Source organism: Amycolatopsis sp. NPDC058278 (genome assembly GCF_042881395.1).
In the GTDB taxonomy this organism is placed as follows: Bacteria; Actinomycetota; Actinomycetes; order Mycobacteriales; family Pseudonocardiaceae; genus Amycolatopsis.
In genome coordinates this window covers 1-18610 of sequence record NZ_JBHVXZ010000161.1, presented here as the reverse complement: position 1 = coordinate 18610, position 18610 = coordinate 1, and the positions used below count along the sequence as shown (strand labels likewise).

Annotated in this window: 17 protein-coding genes; 2 read left to right on the top strand and 15 right to left on the bottom strand. The window is 71.8% G+C overall.

Going from position 1 to position 18610, the window contains the following annotated elements:
• Positions 1-245 precede the first annotated feature (245 nt).
• From tyrS to argC, 10 genes are read right to left on the bottom strand one after another with little or no spacing between them, the layout of a single operon-like run.
• On the bottom strand, positions 246-1520 hold the full coding sequence (tyrS, locus tag ACFVYA_RS44725; protein ID WP_387054014.1) for a tyrosine--tRNA ligase: 1275 nt from the start codon (positions 1518-1520) through the stop codon (positions 246-248).
• A gap of 32 nt (positions 1521-1552) precedes the next feature.
• On the bottom strand, positions 1553-2182 hold the full coding sequence (locus ACFVYA_RS44720; protein ID WP_387054012.1) for a DNA-3-methyladenine glycosylase: 630 nt from the start codon (positions 2180-2182) through the stop codon (positions 1553-1555).
• 46 nt (positions 2183-2228) lie between these two features.
• Entirely contained in the window at positions 2229-3644 is a 1416-nt protein-coding gene (gene argH / locus ACFVYA_RS44715; RefSeq protein ID WP_387054010.1) for an argininosuccinate lyase, read from the bottom strand.
• Complete coding sequence (locus ACFVYA_RS44710; protein WP_387054008.1) at positions 3641-3967, bottom strand: argininosuccinate synthase; 327 nt, start codon at positions 3965-3967, stop codon at positions 3641-3643. Before ACFVYA_RS44710 ends, argH begins: the two co-directional genes overlap by 4 nt.
• Positions 3964-4476 carry an arginine repressor gene (locus tag ACFVYA_RS44705; protein ID WP_285993289.1) on the bottom strand — a complete coding sequence of 171 codons (513 nt, stop codon included), beginning with the start codon at positions 4474-4476 and terminating at the stop codon, positions 3964-3966. Before ACFVYA_RS44705 ends, ACFVYA_RS44710 begins: the two co-directional genes overlap by 4 nt.
• Positions 4473-5399 carry an ornithine carbamoyltransferase gene (argF, locus tag ACFVYA_RS44700; protein WP_285993290.1) on the bottom strand — a complete coding sequence of 309 codons (927 nt, stop codon included), beginning with the start codon at positions 5397-5399 and terminating at the stop codon, positions 4473-4475. Before argF ends, ACFVYA_RS44705 begins: the two co-directional genes overlap by 4 nt.
• Positions 5399-6601 carry an acetylornithine transaminase gene (locus tag ACFVYA_RS44695; RefSeq protein ID WP_387054005.1) on the bottom strand — a complete coding sequence of 401 codons (1203 nt, stop codon included), beginning with the start codon at positions 6599-6601 and terminating at the stop codon, positions 5399-5401. Before ACFVYA_RS44695 ends, argF begins: the two co-directional genes overlap by 1 nt.
• The gene (gene argB / locus ACFVYA_RS44690; RefSeq protein ID WP_387054003.1) at positions 6598-7515 is read right to left on the bottom strand and encodes an acetylglutamate kinase; all 918 of its coding nucleotides are present in this window, start codon (positions 7513-7515) and stop codon (positions 6598-6600) included. The genes ACFVYA_RS44695 and argB overlap by 4 nt, the downstream gene beginning before the upstream one ends.
• Positions 7512-8672, bottom strand: a complete 1161-nt coding sequence (gene argJ / locus ACFVYA_RS44685; RefSeq protein ID WP_387054000.1) for a bifunctional glutamate N-acetyltransferase/amino-acid acetyltransferase ArgJ — start codon at positions 8670-8672, stop codon at positions 7512-7514. The genes argB and argJ overlap by 4 nt, the downstream gene beginning before the upstream one ends.
• Entirely contained in the window at positions 8669-9697 is a 1029-nt protein-coding gene (argC, locus tag ACFVYA_RS44680) for an N-acetyl-gamma-glutamyl-phosphate reductase (protein ID WP_285993294.1), read from the bottom strand. Before argC ends, argJ begins: the two co-directional genes overlap by 4 nt.
• 74 nt (positions 9698-9771) lie before the next feature.
• Here argC and ACFVYA_RS44675 point away from each other — a divergent pair, with 74 nt between their 5' ends.
• Positions 9772-10728: a helix-turn-helix transcriptional regulator gene (locus ACFVYA_RS44675; protein WP_387053998.1), complete on the top strand. Its 957-nt coding sequence runs from the start codon at positions 9772-9774 to the stop codon at positions 10726-10728.
• Between the two features lie 262 nt (positions 10729-10990).
• On the opposite strand, the gene ACFVYA_RS44670 is transcribed toward ACFVYA_RS44675, so the two are convergent.
• The 3 genes from ACFVYA_RS44670 to ACFVYA_RS44660 form a co-directional block, all read right to left on the bottom strand.
• Positions 10991-11260: a hypothetical protein gene (locus tag ACFVYA_RS44670; RefSeq protein ID WP_387053995.1), complete on the bottom strand. Its 270-nt coding sequence runs from the start codon at positions 11258-11260 to the stop codon at positions 10991-10993.
• Positions 11261-11400: 140 nt separating this feature from the next.
• Positions 11401-11898 carry a helix-turn-helix domain containing protein gene (locus tag ACFVYA_RS44665; protein WP_387053993.1) on the bottom strand — a complete coding sequence of 166 codons (498 nt, stop codon included), beginning with the start codon at positions 11896-11898 and terminating at the stop codon, positions 11401-11403.
• A 203-nt stretch (positions 11899-12101) separates the two neighbouring features.
• Complete coding sequence (locus tag ACFVYA_RS44660; protein ID WP_387053991.1) at positions 12102-13685, bottom strand: alpha/beta hydrolase; 1584 nt, start codon at positions 13683-13685, stop codon at positions 12102-12104.
• A 193-nt stretch (positions 13686-13878) separates the two neighbouring features.
• Here ACFVYA_RS44660 and ACFVYA_RS44655 point away from each other — a divergent pair, with 193 nt between their 5' ends.
• Positions 13879-14568, top strand: a complete 690-nt coding sequence (locus tag ACFVYA_RS44655) for a DNA alkylation repair protein (RefSeq protein WP_387053989.1) — start codon at positions 13879-13881, stop codon at positions 14566-14568.
• Positions 14569-14879: 311 nt separating this feature from the next.
• Here ACFVYA_RS44655 and pheT read toward each other — a convergent pair whose 3' ends face one another.
• Complete coding sequence (gene pheT, locus ACFVYA_RS44650; protein WP_387053987.1) at positions 14880-17441, bottom strand: phenylalanine--tRNA ligase subunit beta; 2562 nt, start codon at positions 17439-17441, stop codon at positions 14880-14882.
• Entirely contained in the window at positions 17441-18502 is a 1062-nt protein-coding gene (pheS, locus tag ACFVYA_RS44645) for a phenylalanine--tRNA ligase subunit alpha (protein ID WP_387053985.1), read from the bottom strand. The genes pheT and pheS overlap by 1 nt, the downstream gene beginning before the upstream one ends.
• Between the last annotated feature and the right edge of the window lie 108 nt (positions 18503-18610).

Below are 18610 nucleotides of genomic sequence, written 5' to 3'. Positions count from 1 at the left end.
TCTCAAGCAACACACCCCGAGTCGCACCGCCGTCAAGCGGCCTTACCCGAAGCGAGTATTCCTAGCAGTTTTTGGTGGGACACCCACTCAATCGCGATCCGCGAGAGCTTGGTTCGTGTCCCGGTGGCCACCCGGTTTCCCTGGCGACTTGGAGAACTTTACACCCCTCCGGAGGGCCCGAAACAGGGGGGTCCCTTAACCGCGTTCTCGCAGGTCAGGCCCCTGTTTCGGGCCACCGGAGCCGGTCAGCCGCCGAGCGCGACGCCGGCGACGTTCCGCTTGCCCTTGCGGACCACCAGCCACTTGCCGTGGAGGGCATCCTCGCGGGACGGCTTCCACTCCTCGTCGGCGATCTTCACGTTGTTGACGTACGCGCCGCCCTCCTTGAGGGTGCGGCGCGCGGCGCCCTTGCTGTCCACCAGGCCCGCGGCGAGCAGCAGATCGACGATCGTCGCGTCGCCGGACGGGTCGACCTTGCCGTTCGGCACCTCGGCCATCGCCGCGTCGAGGGTGCGTTCGTCCAGGTCACCGAGTTCACCTCGGCCGAACAGCGCCTGACTGGCGTTGATCACCTGGCGGGTCTGCTCCTCACCGTGGACGAGGGTGGTGAACTCCTCCGCCAGCCGCTTCTGCGCGGCCCGCAGGTGGGGACGCTGTTCGGTGTCCTCCGCCAGCGCGGCGATCTCCTCCTGGTCGAGGAAGGTGAACATCCGCAGGTAGCGGACGACGTCGGCGTCACCCACATTGACGAAGTACTGGTACCAGGCGTACGGCGAGGTCATCTCCGGGTCGAGCCAGAGGTTCCCGCCACCCGTCGACTTGCCGAACTTGCGGCCCTCGGCGTCGGTCACCAGCGGCGCGGTCAGCGCGTGCACGGCCGCCCCGTCGGTCCGCCGGATCAGGTCGACCCCGCCGACGAGGTTGCCCCACTGGTCGGACCCGCCGACCTGCAGCTTGCAGCCGTACTGGCGGTACAGCTGCAGGTAGTCCTGCGACTGCAGGAGCAGGTAGCTGAACTCGGTGTAGGACATGCCGTCGCCCTCGAGCCGGCGCTTCACCGTCTCCCGGTTCAGCATGACGTTGATCGAGAAGTGCTTCCCGACGTCGCGCAGGAACTCCAGGGCGGTCTGCTGCCCGGTCCAGTTCAGGTTGTTCTCGACGATCGCGCCGGTGGCCGAGTCGTCGAAGTCGACGAACCGTTCGAGCTGGCCGCGGATGCGCCCGGCCCACTCGGCGACGACGTCGAGGGTGTTCAGCGTGCGCTCACCGGTGTCGCGCGGGTCGCCGATCATCCCGGTCGCACCGCCGGCCAGCACGATCGGCCGGTGCCCGGCGCGCTGGAACCGCTTGAGCATGAGCAGCGGCACCAGGTTGCCGGCGTGCAGGCTGGGCGCGGTCGGGTCGAAGCCGCAATAGAGCGTCACGGGACCCTGGTCGAGCTCGCGCCGGAGGGCGTCGATGTCGGTGGACTGCGCGATCAGGCCGCGCCAGGACAGCTCGTCGAGGATGTGTTCGCTCACGCCTGTAGATCCTCCCGCACCAGGTCAACCGACTAACTGGCGGGTCGGACCCGCCGCTTGCCGCCGCGGCGGTAGGTGGACACGGCGGGCGAACCGTCGACCCAGAACCGCCACGGCGTGTCCATCGCCATCGCGACGCCGACGCGCGGGCCGCTGCGGATCTGCTCGGCCGGCACTCGTTCGCCTTCGTACAGCCGGACCGGTGACGCCGGATCGGTCAGGTCGACGCCGTTCTGCTCGCGGTCGACGCGGAGCACCGACGTCAGGATGGCCGGCCCCTTGGCCAGTTCGCCGGTCCCCCGCGCGGACGGGCGCCGCTTGCGGACGACGTCGAGGCCGGTGACGACCTCGCCCGCCCGCAGCAGCACCGCGCCCGCCACGCCGTCGTGGGAGCCGACGATGTTCGCGCAGAAGTGCATCCCGTAGACGAAGTACACGTACAGGTGACCCGCCGGACCCCACATCACGGCGTTGCGCGGGGTCTGACCGCGGTAGCAGTGCGACGCCGGGTCGTCCTCGCCTCGGTAGGCCTCCACCTCGACCAGGCGGACGCCGACGGTGCCGTCGGGACCGTCGGCCTCCAGGACCGAGCCGAGCAGCAGCCGGGCCAGGTCGACGGGATCGAGTGCCAGCTCCTCGCGCGTGAACAGCCGGTCGCTCAACACCGCTCCCCTCGTCCTGGTGACCCGGCTGAGCGTAACCAGCGGACTAGTTGAGCCACTGACGGGCCGCGGTGACGCGCTCCTCGAGCCGGGCGCGCTGCTCGGCCACGCGCACCGGCGCCGTGCCGCCCCGGGCGTCGCGGGACTTCACCGAACCTTCGACGGTCAGGACTTCACGCACCGCGGGCGTGAGCGCCGGGTTGATCTTCTCGAACTCTTCGTCGGTCAGCTCGTCCAAGCCGACGCCGCGGGCCTCGGCGACGCGGACGCTCTCGCCCGCCGCTTCGTGCGCGACGCGGAACGGGACGCCCTGGCGCACCAGCCACTCGGCGATGTCGGTGGCCAGGGTGAAGCCGGCCGGGGCCAGCTCGGCGAGCCGCTCGGTGTGGAAGGTGAGCGTTTCGAGCATGCCGGCGATCGCCGGGAACAGGAGCTCGAGCTGCTCGACCGAGTCGAACACCGGCTCCTTGTCCTCCTGCAGGTCCCGGTTGTAGGCCAGCGGCTGCGCCTTGAGGGTGGCCAGCAGGCCGGTGAGGTTGCCGATCAGCCGGCCCGCCTTGCCGCGCGTCAGCTCCGCGACGTCCGGGTTCTTCTTCTGCGGCATGATCGAGCTGCCGGTGGCCCAGGCGTCGTCCAGGGTGACGTACCCGAACTCGGCGGTGTTCCAGATGATCACCTCTTCGGCGATCCGGGACAGGTTGACCGAGAGCATCGCGACGGCGAAGGCGAACTCGGCGACGAAGTCCCGCGAAGCGGTGCCGTCGATGGAGTTCTCGACGCTGGTGGCGAAGCCGAGCTCTTCGGCGACGGCCTCGGGGTCGAGACCCAGCGACGAGCCGGCGAGGGCGCCCGAGCCGTACGGCGACTCGGCCGTGCGGGCGTCCCAGTCCTGCAGCCGCGAGACGTCGCGCAGCAGCGCCTGGCCGTGGGCCATCAGGTGGTGGGCGAGCAGCACCGGCTGGGCGTGCTGCAGGTGCGTGCGGCCGGGCAGGATCGCGTCCGGGTGCCGCTTCGCCTGCGACACCAGCGCGTCGATGACCTCCAGGGTGCCGGCGACGACCCGGCGCGCGGCGTCGCGCAGCCACATCCGGAACAGCGTGGCCACCTGGTCGTTGCGCGAGCGGCCGGCGCGCAGCTTGCCGCCGAGCTCGGTGCCCGCGCGCTCGAGCAGGCCGCGCTCGAGGGCCGTGTGCACGTCCTCGTCGGCGATCGTCGGGGTGAACGCCCCCGACGCGACGTCCTGGGCGAGCGTGTCCAGCGCGGCCAGCATGCCGGTCAGCTCGTCGTCGGTGAGCAGGCCCGCCTTGCGCAGCACACGAGCGTGCGCACGCGACCCGGCGATGTCGTAGGGCGCCAGGCGCCAGTCGAAGTGCGTCGACGCGCTCAGCGCGGCCATGGCCTCCGCCGGACCGCTGGCGAACCGGCCGCCCCACAGCTGCACCGGCTGCTCGTTCCCGCTCACTGTTCTCGCTTCTCCTCGGTGTTCGTCGGATTCAGGTCTTCGGCCGTCACCCGGCCGTCGTACAGGACCAGGCGGACTTCGCCCGACACGGCGCCGGCCAGACTGGCGCATCCACGGCCGGCCCGCAGTTCGAGCGCGGCACACGCTCGACGGCGGCCGATTCTCTGCGCCTCCCCGCGCGCGCTCAGCATGCGGCGCGCTTCGGCGACGGAGACGGTCTCGCCGTCGATCGCCAGCGGAACCCCGCGGTCGAAGGTGATCACGACCTCGTCCGGCGCGAGGAACTCGCCCTCGGCCGGGAAGATGTCGGCGAGCACGGTCATGGTGGTCCTTCGTCTCCGGCTTCGTGCGCCGACCGGTGCGCGAGGGCGGCGAAGCGCTCCGCCAGTTCCTTGCCGTTCAGGGGTTCTCGCGCGATGACGGCGACCGTGTCGTCGCCCGCGATCGAGCCGACGACCTCTTCGAGCGCCGCCCGGTCGATGGCGCTGGCCAGGAACTGCGCCGCGCCCGGCGGCGTCCGCAGCACCATCAGGTTGCCGGACGAGTCCGCCGAGACCATCAGCTCCGCGAGCAGCCGGGAGAGCCGCGACGTCCCGCCCTGCACCCCGCGGACGGGGCTGCCGTCCTCCGGGATGACGTAGACCGGCGCGCCCGAGTCCGGCCCGCGCAGCTTGACCGCGCCCAGCTCGTCGAGGTCGCGCGACAGCGTCGCCTGGGTGACCTCGATGCCCTCGGCGGCCAGCAGCTTGGCCAGCTCGGTCTGGCTGCGGATCGTCATGGTGGACACCAGCTCGGTGATCCGCGCCTGCCGCCCCACCCGGCTGCTGGTCATCGCCGGCGCTCTTCGAACAGCCAGACCAGCAGGGCCTTCTGGGCGTGCAGCCGGTTCTCCGCTTCGTCCCAGACCGCGCTGGCCGGGCCGTCGATCACCTCGTCGGTGATCTCCCAGCCGCGGTGCGCGGGCAGGCAGTGCAGCACGATCGCGTCGTCCGCGGCCCGCTTCAGCAGCTCGGCGTTGACCTGCAGGGCGCGGAACGGGCCGACCCGGTCGAGGCCGTCGTTCTCCTGGCCCATCGACGTCCACGTGTCGGTGACGAGCACGTCCGCGCCGTCGACGGCCGCGTACGCATCGGTGTAGACGGTGGCGGTGCCGCCGGTTTCGCTCGCGCGCTTCTTCGCGTCCAGCATCACGCCCTGGTCCGGCTGGAAGCCGACCGGCGAGACGACCCGGACGTGCATCCCGGCGGTGACGCCGCCGAGCAGCAGCGAGTGCGCCATGTTGTTGGCCCCGTCCCCGAGGTAGACGAGCGTGAGGCCGGCGAGCTTGCCCTTGCGCTCGCGGATCGTCATCAGGTCGGTGAGCACCTGGCACGGGTGGAACTCGTCGGTGAGCGCGTTGACCACCGGGATCGACGCGGCCGACGCCATCGTCTCGAGGCGCTTCTGCGCGAAGGTGCGCCACACGATCCCGTCGACGTACCGCGAGAGGACCCGCGAAGTGTCCTCGATGGTCTCTTCGCGGCCGAGCTGCATCGAACGGCCGTCGACGATCACCGGGTGGCCGCCGAGCTGGCTGATGCCGACCTCGAACGAGAACCGGGTCCGCGTCGAGTTCTTCTCGAAGATCGCCGTGATGGACTTGCCGGCGAGGGTCTTGTTGCCCAGCGGGTCGGCCTTGAGCGCGTCGGCGAGGTCGAGGATGGCCTTCTGCTCGGCCGGACTCACGTCGTCGTCGCGGAGGAAGTGGCGCAGCATCAGTCGGAGTCCTTCGTGGTGGAGTCGAGCGCGTTCGGGAGTGCGGCGAGGAAGCCCTCGGCCTGCTCGCCGTCGAGGACGAGCGGGGGCGCGAGCCGGACGGTGTCCGGCGCGACCGGGTTGACGAGGTAGCCCGCGGCCTGGGCGGCCTGGGCGACCGCCGCCGAGACCGGCTGCTTCAGGGCGATGCCGAGCAGCAGCCCGGCGCCGCGCACGCCGGCGACGAGCGGGTGCCCCAGCGCCTCGACGCCCGCCGCGATGTCCTTGCCCAGCGAGGCGACGTGGTCGAGGAGGCCCTCGGCGGCGATGGTCTTCAGCACGGCGAGGCCGGCCGCGCAGCAGACGGGGTTGCCGCCGAAGGTGGTGCCGTGCTGGCCCGGCTTGAGCAGGTCGCCCGCCGCGCCGACGCCGATCACCGCGCCCAGCGGCAGCCCACCGCCGAGCCCCTTCGCCAGGGTGATGACGTCCGGGACGATGCCGGCCTGCTGGTAACCGAACCAGGTGCCGAGCCGGCCGAGACCGGTCTGCACCTCGTCGAGCACCAGCAGCGTGCCGGTGGCCTTGGTGATTTCGCGGGCGGCCTGCAGGTAGCCGTCCGGCGCCGGGATGACACCCGCCTCCCCGAGCACCGGCTCCAGGAACACGGCCGCGGTGTCGGTGTCGACGGCGGCCTGGAGCGCCCCGACGTCGCCGAACGGCACGTGCTCCACCCCGGGCACCAGCGGCTTGAAGGCGTCGCGCTTGGCGGGCTGGCCGGTGAGCGTGAGCGCGCCCATGGTCCGGCCGTGGAACGCGCCTTCGGCGGCGACCACCTTGGTGCGGCCGGTCAGCCGGCTGATCTTCAGCGCGGCTTCGTTGGCCTCGGCGCCGGAGTTGACGAACAGCACCTTGCCGTGGCCGGTGAGGCCGGCGACGTCGAGCAGCGCCTCGGCGAGCTCGACGGCGACGGGGTTGACGTAGAGGTTCGAGGTGTGGCCGAGCCGCTTGATCTGCTCGGTGACGGCTTCGACGACGGCCGGGTGCGCGTGGCCGAGCGCGTTGACGGCGATGCCACCGACGAGGTCGACGTACTCCTGGCCGTCGGCGTCCCACACCTTCGCGCCTTCGCCGCGCACCAGCGTCAGCTTCGGTGTGCCGTAGTTGTCCATCAGGGCGGACTGCCAGTGCGCCTGGCCGTCCACATTGGACGTGAGGTCGGTCACGGGAGCTCCGTTTCGGGGAAGACCATGGTGCCGACGCCGCGTGAGGTGAAGACCTCCAGCAGCACCGAATGGGCGAGGCGGCCGTCGATCACATGCGCCCGGCGCACGCCGCCCCGGATGGCGCGCACGCACGCCTCCATCTTCGGGATCATGCCGCTGGCCAGGCCGGGCAGCATCGGCTCGAGGTGGTCGACGCGGATGCGGTCGATCAGCGACGAGCGGTCGGGCCAGTTCGCGTACAGGCCTTCGACGTCGGTGAGCACCACGAGCTTCTCGGCGCCCAGCGCGGCTGCCAGCGCACCCGCGGCCGTGTCGGCGTTGACGTTGTGCACGATGCCGTCGACGTCCGGGGCCACGGTCGACACCACCGGGATGCGCCCGGCGTTGACGATGTCGAGCACCGCGTCCGGGTTGACCTCGGCGACCTCGCCGACGAGCCCGATGTCGACCTGCTCACCGTCCACAGTGGCCCGTTTGCGTTCGGCGGTGAACAACCGGGCGTCCTCGCCGGAGATGCCGACCGCGTACGGCCCGTGGGCGTTGATCAGCCCGACGAGCTCCCGGCTGACCTGCCCGGTGAGCACCATCCGGACGATGTCCATCGTCTCCGGCGTGGTGACCCGCAGGCCGCCCTTGAACTCGCCTTCGACGCCGAGGCGCTTGAGCATCGCGGTGATCTGCGGCCCGCCGCCGTGCACGACGACCGGGCGCAGGCCGGCCAGCCGGAGGAACACCATGTCCTCGGCGAAGGCCGCCTTCAGCTGGTCGTCGATCATGGCGTTGCCGCCGTACTTCACCACCACGGTGGCCCCGTGGAACCGCTGCAGCCAGGGCAGCGCTTCGATGAGCACACCGGCCTTCTCGGCCGCCGTCGCGAGTCGTTCGTCCGCGGAAATCAGAGCCTCCTGGTTCATGAGGAGTACGCGCTGTTCTCTTCGACGTAACCGTGCGAAAGATCCGTGGTGTAGATGGTCGCGGTGCTCGCGCCGACGCCGAGGTCGACGACGATCTCGATGACCCGGCCGGTGAGGTCCGCCTCGGACCGGTCGGCGGCGGGCACGCCCTGGGCGAACAGGGTGACGCCGTTGATCGCGATCGACACCGCTTCCGGGTCGATGCGGGCCGGTACCCGGCCGAGCGCCATGGCGATCCGGCCCCAGTTCGGGTCGGAGCCGAACAGCGCCGTCTTGACCAGGTTGTCCTCGGCGATCGTGCGGGCGACGGCGATCGCGTCGGCCTCGGTGGCCGCGCCCCGCACGGTGACGTCGACGTCCTTGGTCGCTCCCTCGGAATCCGCGCGCAGCTGGAGCACCAGGTCATGGCTGACCGCGGTGAGCAGCTCGGTGAGCTCGGCTTCGCCGGGTTCGACCCCGCTCGCGCCGGACGCCAGGACCAGCACCGTGTCGTTGGTGGACGTGCCGCCGTCGACGTCGAGCCGGTCGAAGGTGACGTGGGTCGCCGCGCGCAGGGCCCGGTCGAGGATTTCCTTGTCCACGACGGCGTCGGTGGTCAGGACCGAGAGCATGGTGGCGAGGTTCGGCGCGAGCATGCCGGCGCCCTTGGCGAAGCCGCCGACGCTCCAGCCGTTGTCGTGCTTCGCGAACGCCTGCTTCGGCTTCGTGTCGGTCGTCATCACGCCCTTGGCGGCGTTGAGGCCCGCTTCGGCGCCGGCGTCGAGGGCCTTGAAGGCGGTGTCCACTCCGGACAAGACCGCGTCCATCGGGAGCCGTTCGCCGATCAGGCCGGTGGAGCAGACGGCGACCTCGATCGCGCCGGCCTGCAGCACTTCGGCGACCTTCTCGGCGGTGGCGTGGGTGTCCTGGAAGCCGCCGGGCCCGGTGGCCGCGTTGGCACCGCCCGAGTTGAGGACGACGGCCTTCAGCCGCTGCTGCTTGAGCACTTCCTGCGACCACAGCACCGGCGCGGCCTTGATGACGTTGCGGGTGAACACGCCGGCCGCGACGTCGAGCGGGCCGTCGTTGACGACCAGGGTGAGGTCGAGCGCGCCGGAGGCCTTGATCCCGGCGGCGACGCCGGCGGCGCGGAAGCCCTGGGGGCCGGTGACGGTCACGGTGCCACTCCTACGGTGGGAAGCCCGGTGGTTTCCGGGAGGCCGAGGGCCAGGTTCATCGACTGGACGGCACCACCCGCGGTGCCCTTGGTCAGGTTGTCGATCGCGGCGACGACGACCAGGCGGCGCGCGCCGGTGTCGACCGTGACCTGCAGCTGGGTGTTGTTCGAGCCGAGCGTCGATGCGGTCGCCGGCCAGGCACCGGCGGGCAGGAGCTGGACGAACGGCTCCGCGTCGTAGGCCTTTTCGTACGCCGCCCGGGCGGCGGCCTCGTCGACGCCGTCCTTCAGCGGAGCGCTCGCCGTGGTGAGGATGCCGCGGGGCATCGGCGCGAGCACCGGGGTGAAGGACACGGTGACCTGCTCGCCCGCGACGGCCGAGAGGTTCTGCACGAACTCGGGGGTGTGGCGGTGGGCGCCGCCGACGCCGTACGCGCTCGCCGAACCCATCACCTCGGAACCGAGCAGGTTCGGCTTGAGGCTCTTGCCGGCGCCGGAGGTCCCGGTGACCGCCACGATCGTGACGTCGGGCTCGATCAGGCCGGCGGCGAACGCGGGCGCCAGGGCCAGCGATCCGCCGGTCGGGAAGCAGCCCGGCACGGCGATGCGCTTGGTGCCGGCGAGCCTTTCCCGGGCGCCGGGCAGCTCGGGCAAGCCGTACGGCCACTGGCCGGCGTGGTCGCCGCCGTACCAGCGCTGCCAGTCGCCGGCGTCGGCCAGGCGGTGGTCGGCGCCGAGGTCGACCACCAGGACGTCCGGGCCGAGCTGCGCCGCGATCGCCGCGGAGTGCCCGTGGGGCAGCGCGAGGAAGACGACGTCGTGGCCGGCGAGGGTCTCCGGCGTCGTCTCGGCCAGGACGCGGTCGGCGAGGGGGACGAGGTGGGGCTGGTGGACGCCGAGCTTCGTGCCCGCGCTGCTGGCGGCCGTGAGCGCGCCGATCTCGACCCCGGGATGGGTCAGGAGCAGGCGCAGCAGCTCACCACCCGCGTACCCGCTGGCTCCGGCCACCGCGATGTTCACCGTCATACGCATGATTATGCACGCCCTTGCAAGTCTAAACAAACCCGGAGTGGTGACCGCCACCTTGGGATGCTGGGCGCATGACGGACACCCCCGCCCGGCTGCTCGGCCTGCTCTCGCTGCTCCAGACACCGCGCGAATGGCCGGGCAGCGAACTGGCCGCGCGCCTGGGGGTCAGCCCGCGGACCATCCGCCGCGACATCGAGCGGCTACGCGACCTGGGCTACCCGGTCGAGGCCGCCCGCGGAGTCGCCGGCGGGTACCGGCTGGTCGCCGGCACCGCGATGCCCCCGCTCGTGCTCGACGACGAGGAAGCCGTCGCGATCGCGGTGGGGCTGCGGACCGCCGCGGCGCAATCCGTTTCCGGCATCGGGGAGGCGTCCGTGCGGGCGCTCGCCAAGCTGGAACAGGTCCTGCCGGCGCGGCTGCGCCGCCGGGTGGGCACGATCGGCACGGCGACGGTCGCCGTGCCGGCCACCGGGCCGGTCGTCGACCCGGCGCAGCTGACCGTGTTCGCCGGGGCGATCACCAACCGCGAAACCGTCCGGTTCCGCTACCGCGCCCACGACGGGACCGAGACCCGGCGCCGGGCCGAGCCGCTCCGGCTCGTCGCCGCCGGCCGCCGCTGGTACCTGGTCGCGTACGACCTCGACCGGGTGGACTGGCGCGTGTTCCGCGCCGACCGCGTCCGCGAAGCCCAGGCGACCGGCGGCCGGGCGGTGCCGCGCGAGCCGCCCGCCACGGACCTGGCCGCCTACGTCACCGACCGGTTCCACGACCTCGCACCGACGTACCGCGCGGTGGGAGTCCTGGCGGAACCGGCATCGCAGATCGCGTCCCGGCTCGGCCAGGCGGCGGGCGACCTGACCGACCTCGGCGACGGCCGGTGCCGATGGCGGAGCCACCCGGACACCCTGGACTGGCTCGCCTTCCGGCTGCTGGGCCTGGGGTGCGCGTTCACGGTCGAGGAACCGCCGGAGCTGGTCGAACACCTCAGGGTGCTGGCCGCCCGCGCGGCCGCGGCGGTGCCGGACTGACCGGGGAGCCCGGCACGGGAACGGCGGCGCGGGACGGCGGCTCACTCCTCGGCCACCCGCCCGGTGCTCGCGGTGCCGGCCTCCCGCGCAACGGCGGCCATGCCGGACGGATCGGCCGCGTTCCGGGCGCCCGGAACGGCGGCTGTCCCCTCGGCCGCCCACCGGAACCCCCTCCGGCGCCTGAACCTGCCGGCCGCGGCGTGGGTGTACCCCGTGGTGCAGCACTGCTCCTCCTCCCTGGATGTGCTTCGGTGCGCGGCGGTCAGAAATTCAGCCGCTGCCATTCGAGTTCCCGCCGCCAGTTGTCGTCGGTCGCGGCGAAGCCGGTGAACGCGCGGACGAGGTGGGCCCGGTCCGCGACCTCCGTGCGGAAATGCCGGTCGGGCAACCCTTCGCGGTGTTCCAGCGCGAACCACCCGCCACGAGTCGCCGCCTGCTCGCCGACGCCGGCTTGGACGTAGTGTTCGCCGCGATCGAGGACCGCGAACCAGTTCTCCGGCGACAACCGCCCCAACGCTGCCTCGCCGACCACGGTCAGCTCCGCGGACCAGGGACTGTCCGGCAGCTCGTCCCCGGGCGCCGGACGGCACCGGGTAACGCGCGGTCAGCTCGCGGTGGAACGCGACGGCCCGGTGGGCCGGTCCACACAACGGACCGGCCCACCGCCGCCGGTCAGCCCTGCTCACCTCCGTCCAGGTCCGTGCGCCTGCTCGGCGGCACGGGGAGGTAGCAGCCCGGGTTTTCTGGGTCGCAACCCACGCGCGGCAGCCGGGCACGGATGCCGCCGGGGGTGCGCTCGAAGTACGCCGCGAGCTGCGCGACGCTCTCCCCCGCGATCCACCGGCTCTCCAGCTCCGCGTCCGACTCCTCGCTCCACGGGCGGCCCTGCTGGGCAGGACGGCCCGCGGATCTTCGCCGCGGCCCGCGGCCCGCGCCGGTCGCGGACAGCAACTCGTCCGCGACGAGCTCGGCCACCGTGGCCGCCACCGCGACGTCGAGGTCGAGGCTGCCCTCGGCGACCGGTTCGCCGCCGGGGCCGCCGGCCTCCAGGGTGATCATCACCCGGGGTGTGGGTTCGGCGCGGTCGGCGTCCGTCCTGGTCGCGACCACGATCTGGTAGGTGTTGTCCTCGGCCCGGATCTCGGTCCGGCGCTCTTCGATGATCGACATGCCACGAAGCTAGCGCGCACCCCCGACAATTTTCGGTCACGCGCAGCTCACGGCCCACTTCGCTCCGAAATTGTCGGACCCCTCCCCTAACGTCCCCGGCGACCACGAACCGTCACGAGGAGGCGACGATGGGACACCGGCGGACAAGACGCTGCCCCGGTCCGGAAGAACCGGACCGGGGCAGCGGGATCAAGCGGATTCGCTCAGAAGTGCAGCAGCTGGGCCAGCGTGCTCTGCTTCTCCTGGGCGGCCTTCGCGGAGTTGTCCGACTTCTGCGCCTCGGCGCCGTCGGGCACCGGCGCGGGCACCGGGTCGCACTGGACGTCCGAGTGGTTGCCGGGCTGACGCTTCGGCAGGGTGCCGGTGGCCAGGTAGTCGGCGATCTTGTCGTCCACACAGGACACCCCGGACAGCGAACCGGCGTGCGTCGTCCCGCCCGGCGCGCTGATCAGGCTCGAGTTCGGGAACCGCTTCCGCACCTCGAGGCTGCCGGCGTACGGCGTGGCGGCGTCGAGCTCTTCGCTGATGAGCAGTGCGCCGGCCACCTTGCGGCCGTCGATGTCCACCGGCTTGCCCGCCTTCGCCGGCCAGAACACGCAGGGCGCGTTGAACCAGGCGTTGCCCCAGGTCTCGAACGGGGCCTTGAAGTAGGTCAGCCAGTTGTCGATCCGCCACCGGTTCCAGTCGGTCGGCCACTGCACGTCGGTGCACTGCACGCCCAGGTACACGGCGAAGCCGTTGTCGTTGCCGGGCGGGTTCGAGGCGTCGTAGAGCGCCTTGAGCGTCTGCCAGTCACCCTTGTGCACGTAGCCGTCGAAGGCCTTGGCCATGTCGACCCAGCCGAAGACGTAGTAACCGGCCTGCAGGAAGATGTCGGTCCACTCGTCGCCGCCGACGACCCCGCCCGCCGGGTCCTTGGCGAGCTTGCGCTGGGTGTCGTACCAGAGCTTCTCGACGGCGTCGCCGGTCTTGCCCAGGTGGTAGACGTCGTCGTACTTGGCCAGCCAGTCGAAGTAGATCTTGATGTTCTTGTCGAACGCGACGTCCTGGTCGAGGTTGGCCTGGTACCAGACCTTCCGCGGGTCGACGTTGCCGTCCAGCACCATCCGGCGGACGTTCTTCGGGTACAGCGTGCTGTACACCTGGCCGAGGTAGGTGCCGTAGGAGAAGCCGTAGTAGTTGATCTGCTTCTGGCCCAGTGCCTTGCGCAGGCTGTCCATGTCCTGCGCGACGTCGGTCGTCTTCAGGTGGTTCAGGATCTCGCCGTTCTTGCGGCACGCGTCGGCGTACCCCTTGGAACGGGCGAGCCAGGTCTTCTCCAGCTGCACGGTGGTCGGCACGTACGCCGGCCGGTTGTAGCTGAAGTAGTTCCCGTCGCAGCTGACGGCGGGCTTGCTGGACCCGACGCCCCGCGGGTCGAAGCCAATCCAGTCGTAGTTGTCCCCGGCGTGGTTCGGCACGTACTTGCCGAGCACCGACAGGCCGAGGCCGGAGCCACCCGGGCCGCCCGGGTTCACCAGCATGATGCCCTGGGACTGCGCGGTCTTGTGCTTGATCCGCGAGACCGCGACGGAGACCTTCGCCCCGCCCGGCTTCGCGTAGTCCATCGGCACTTCGAGGAAGCCGCATTCGGCGCCGTTGGCCTTGAGGCTCGCCGACGCGCAGGCGCCCCAGGCGATCGGCGCGGGGGTGAACTGCACCCCGGTTTCCGCCGAGGCGGCGGGCGCGGCGGCCATCAGCCCGGCCGCGAGCCCCGCGGCGGCGATGGCGGCAACGATTCTTTTCACAGTCGTCCTTTTCGTCCGCATTCGACGGCGTTCGCCAGATTTTCGACGAAACTACCGGCAACCTCGGCCAATCTCGCTGACCGACGCGACTTTCGCCATCCGCCTTTCGTCGGGACCTGCGGCGACCGCGTGGCGCCGGAACTGTCGGTGGCCGCCGGTACGCTCCGGATCGCCGAAGCCCGAGGGAGGACGGATGAGCGCGGACGAGAGGCTGGTCGAGGCGATCCGCGCCGGGCTGGCGGAACTGGCCGACCCGGCGAAAGCGCCGGCGATGCAGGCGTACATGAAGTCGGCCATGCCCTTCCGCGGAGTGGCGAAACCCGAGCGCAGTGCGCTCCTCAAGCGGGTGCTGGCCGAGCACACATTGCCCGATCGGGTGACATTTTCGGCAACCGTCCTGAAGTTGTGGCGAACCGCCGAATTCCGCGAAGAGCGCTACGCGGCCATCGATCTTTCCGGATACCGGGCCTACCGGCGGTGGCAGGACCCGGACCTGGTCCCGGTGTACGAGGAAATGATCGTCGACGGGGCGTGGTGGGACCACGTGGACGAGCTCGCCATCCGCCGGATCGGCCCGATCCTCCGGGAGCACCGCCCCCGGATGACGCCGATCATGCTGGCCTGGGCCGGCGACGACGACCTCTGGCGCCGCCGGACGGCCATCATCTGCCAGGTGGGGGCCAAGGAGGACACGGACACGGATCTGCTCACCCGCGCGATCGAGCCGGCGATCGGTGAGACCGAGTTCTTCCTGCGCAAGGGGATCGGCTGGGCCCTGCGGGATTACGCGAAGACGGCGCCGGACTGGGTGCGGTGCTTCGTGGACGATCACCCGGGGTTGTCCGGGTTGTCCAGACGGGAGGCGCTCAAGCACATCGGCTGAAGGGCGGGTGCGGCGTACCGGAAGGGTCGGCGCACGTGCCTGGAGGGACGGCTGGCCTACCTCGGCGGTCGGCTGGTGTGTCTGGAGGGTCGGCTGGTGTGTTTGGGGGGCCGGCTCGCGTGACTGGAGGGACGACACGCGTACCTAGGCGGACGACACGTGGGGCTGGAGGGTCGGCGCGTGGGGCTGGAGGGTCGGCGCGTAGGGATGGGGGTCGGCGCGGGCCGGATGAGGGCCGCCGCGTGGGGCGGGTGAGGGCTGCGGCGCGGGCCGGCCCCTCCGGCCGGATGGCGGGAGGGGCCGGGTGACCGTCAGGCGCGGAGGGTTGCGCTGAAGCGCTCGCCTGCCGCTGCCACCGCCGCGTCGCGGGCCTTGGTGGCCTCGTCGACCGTCAAGGTGCGGTCCGGGGCGCGGAAACGCAGCTTGTACGCCAGCGATCGCTTGCCCTCGCCGACCTGCTCGCCCGCGTACACGTCGAACAGCGTGATGTCCTCCAGGAGCTCGCCCGCCCCCGTGCGGAGGACCTCCGCGAGGTCGGCCGACGGGACCTCCGCCGCCGCCACCAGGGCCACGTCCAAGAGCACCGGCGGGTAGCCCGACACGCTCGGTGCCGGGCGGGCGTCCGGGAGCGGGATCGCGTCGAGGTCCAGCTCCATCGCCACCGTCCGGGGCGGCAGCCCGAGGGCCTCGACGACCTTCGGGTGCAGCTCGCCCGCGTAGCCGACCGGCCAGTCGCCGACCCGGAGCTGGGCGCAGCGGCCCGGGTGCCACGGCGGGAGGTCGGCCCCCTGCACCGTCAGCTCGACCCCGGCCGCCTCCGCGACCGTGCGGGCCGCCTGGACCGCGTCGGCCCAGTTGGCCGGCTCGCCCGCGCCCCACCAGCCGGCCCGGCGCCGGTTCCCGGCGAGGACCACCGCCACGTGCAGCGGCTGCTGCGGCACCGCGGCCTCCAGCAGGGCCAGTTCCTCGTCCGAGGGCCGGCGGTCGACGCCGAGGGCCGGGACCTTCAGCGGGTTCGGAGCCGGGAGCACCACCTGGCCGATGTGGTAGAGCGAAACGTCCTTCATCCCGCGGGACACGTTGCGCTGCATGGTGTCCAGCAGGCCCGGCAGCAACGTCGTCGCCAGGCGGTTGCGGTCGGCCTCCAGCGGGTTGCGGACGACCACCGCGTTGCGGCGGCTGTCGTCGGCCGGGAGGCCGAAGGCGTCCCACACCGCGTCGCTGACGAACGGGAACGGGCGCACCTCGACGTACCCCGCCTCGGCCAGCGCCCGGGAGACACCCCGGACGCGCCGCTGGCCGTCGGTCAGGCCGCGGCCGGCCGGAGCCGCCGGCAGCGTCGACGGGATGCTGTCGTACCCCTCGAGCCGCAGCACCTCTTCGACGAGGTCGGCCGGCTGGCGCAGATCGCCGCGCCAGCTCGGCGGGATCGCCGTGACCTGGCCGGTGCCGTCGTCACCCGTGCTGACCGAGACCTTGCAGCCGATCTGGGTGAGCCGGCGGACCGTCACCCCGCGCTGGTAGTTCACGCCCGCGACCTTGTCGGGCAGGTTGATCGGCATGACGACCGCCGGGTTCGGCTCGACCGCGCCCTCGTCGGTGCGGCCGGGCTGGATGGCGGCGTCGCCGTACTGGCGCAGCAGCCGGGCGGCGAGCTCGACGGCCGCCGCGCACAGCTGCGGGTCGGTGAACCGCTCGAACCGCTTGGCGGCCTCGGAGAACAGCTTGTGCCGCCGCGCGGTGCGGCTGATCGCCGCCGGGTTCCAGTGCGCCGCTTCGAGCAGCACGTCGGTGCTCTCCGGCGTGATCTCGGTGCTCGCGCCCCCCATCGTGCCGGCCAGCGAGATGACGCCGCTGTCGTCGGCGATGACCACGTCGTCCGGGTCGAGCGTGCGCTCGACGTCGTCCAAAGTGGTCAGTTTCTCGCCCGGCTTCGCCCGCCGGACCACCAGGTCGCCCTGGATGGCCTTGGTGGCGAAGGCGTGCAGCGGGTGCCCGAGCTCGAGCATCACGTAGTTCGTGACGTCGACGGCCAGCGAAATCGACCGGATGCCGGCCAGCATCAGCCGCCGCCGCATCCGCCACGGGGTCGGCGCGGTCGCGTCCAGGCCGGTGACCCGGCGCAGCACGAACCGCGGGCAGCCTTCCGGGTCCTCGACGCGGACCGGCCAGGCGTCGCCCTCGGCCGCCGGGACCTCGAGCAGCGCCGGGTCGCCGAAGGGCACGTCGAGCGCGTTCGACAGCTCGCGCGCGAGCCCGCGGATCGACAGCGCGTACCCGCGGTCCGGGGTCGGCGCGAGCTCGATCACCGAGTCGTTCAGGCCGAGCAGCTCCTGGGCGTCGTCCCCCGGGCTGGCGGTGCTCGGGGGAAGCACGAGGATGCCGGTGTGGTCGTCGCCGAGGCCGAGCTCGCGCGCCGAGCAGATCATGCCGTCGCTGACGCGGCCGTAGGTCTTGCGGGCGGCGATGGCGAAGTCGCCGGGCAGGACGGCGCCGGGCAGCGCGACGACGACCAGGTCACCCTCGACGAAGTTGCGCGCACCGCAGATGATGCCGCGGGTCTTGATGCCGTGCGGGCCCTCGTCGAACTCGCCCTCTTCGTCGTCGTCCTCTTCGTCCTCGTCGTCGAGTTCCTCGGCTTCGTCGGCGGGCTCGCCGACGTCGACGCGGCAGAAGCGCACCGGCTTCTTGAACTCGGTGAGCTCCTCGACCTCGGCCACCCGGCCGACGACCAGCGGGCCGGTCACCGGGCCGAGTTCGCGCAGGTCGTCGACCTCGATGCCGATCCGGACGAACGCGTCGGCCAGGTCCTGCGGCGTGACCTCCTCGGTGAGATCGAGGTGTTCGGTCAGCCAGCTGACTGGAACTCGCACTACGCCTCCGTTCCGAAGGGAAGGGTGAAGCGGACGTCGCCCTCCACCATGTCGCGCATGTCCGGGATCCCGTTGCGGAATTGCAGGGTGCGCTCGATACCCATGCCGAAGGCGAAGCCCGAGTACACGTCCGGGTCGACACCGCAGGCGCGCAGCACGTTCGGGTTGACCATGCCGCAGCCGCCCCACTCGACCCAGCCGGGGCCGCCCTTCTTCTCCTCGAACCAGACGTCCACCTCGGCGGACGGCTCGGTGAAGGGGAAGAAGTGCGGGCGCAGCCGCGTCTTGGAGCTCTCGCCGAACATCGCGCGGGCGAAGGCGTCCAAGGTGCCCTTGAGGTGGGCCATCGTGATGCCCTTGTCCACCGCCAGACCTTCGACCTGGGTGAACACCGGGGTGTGCGTCGAGTCGAGCTCGTCGGTGCGGTACGTCCGGCCGGGGCAGACGACGTACACCGGCAGGTCGCGGTGCAGCAGCGTGCGCGCCTGGACCGGCGAGGTGTGCGTGCGCAGCACCAGGCCCGAGTCCTCTTCGCCGACGTAGAACGTGTCCTGCAGCTGCCGGGCCGGGTGGTCCTTGCCGAAGTTCAGCGCGTCGAAGTTGAACCACTCGGCTTCGAGCTCCGGCCCCTCGGCGACCTCGTAGCCCATCGCGACGAAGGCGTCCGCGACGCGTTCGGAGATGGTGCTGATCGGGTGCCGGGCGCCGCGCGGGACGCGGTCCCACGGCAGGGTGACGTCGACCGCCTCTTCGCGCAGCACGCGCTCGTCGCGCTCCACCTGGAGCTCGGCGCGGCGGGCGTCGAAGGCCGCCTGGACGGCCTGGCGGGCCTCGTTGACGCGCTTGCCCGCCTCGGCCTTCTCCTGCTTCGGCAGGGCGCCGATCTCGCGACGGGCCAGCATCAGCGGCGCGTGGTCGCCGAGGTGGGCCGGCTTGACCTCGGCCAGCCCTTCGAGCCCGGTCGCGGCGGCGAACGCCGCTTCGGCGGCCTTGACCGCCTCCTGCAGCGTCTCAGGGGCGAGTACCGCGCCCTGTACTTCCTTTTCCGTGGCTCCGGACATAACTCCTCGGCGTCCGCTGGGACTGGTCGTTCGCGCTCCGCCGCACACGGCGCGCGAGAGGTCAAAGGCGGGAAAAGTCTATGGGATCGGCTCCGCGCGCCCCCGGTC

What these genes read in the sequence shown, in the direction of transcription:
- argF (WP_285993290.1), bottom strand. Translation starts at nt 5,399, where the DNA reads ATGCTGCGCCACTTCCTCCGCGACGACGACGTGAGTCCGGCCGAGCAG.
- ACFVYA_RS44705 (WP_285993289.1), bottom strand. Translation starts at nt 4,476, where the DNA reads ATGACCAGCAGCCGGGTGGGGCGGCAGGCGCGGATCACCGAGCTGGTG.
- ACFVYA_RS44665 (WP_387053993.1), bottom strand. Translation starts at nt 11,898, where the DNA reads ATGTCGATCATCGAAGAGCGCCGGACCGAGATCCGGGCCGAGGACAAC.
- ACFVYA_RS44675 (WP_387053998.1), top strand. Translation starts at nt 9,772, where the DNA reads ATGACGGACACCCCCGCCCGGCTGCTCGGCCTGCTCTCGCTGCTCCAG.
- pheS (WP_387053985.1), bottom strand. Translation starts at nt 18,502, where the DNA reads ATGTCCGGAGCCACGGAAAAGGAAGTACAGGGCGCGGTACTCGCCCCT.
- ACFVYA_RS44710 (WP_387054008.1), bottom strand. Translation starts at nt 3,967, where the DNA reads ATGACCGTGCTCGCCGACATCTTCCCGGCCGAGGGCGAGTTCCTCGCG.
- argC (WP_285993294.1), bottom strand. Translation starts at nt 9,697, where the DNA reads ATGACGGTGAACATCGCGGTGGCCGGAGCCAGCGGGTACGCGGGTGGT.
- argB (WP_387054003.1), bottom strand. Translation starts at nt 7,515, where the DNA reads ATGAACCAGGAGGCTCTGATTTCCGCGGACGAACGACTCGCGACGGCG.
- ACFVYA_RS44655 (WP_387053989.1), top strand. Translation starts at nt 13,879, where the DNA reads ATGAGCGCGGACGAGAGGCTGGTCGAGGCGATCCGCGCCGGGCTGGCG.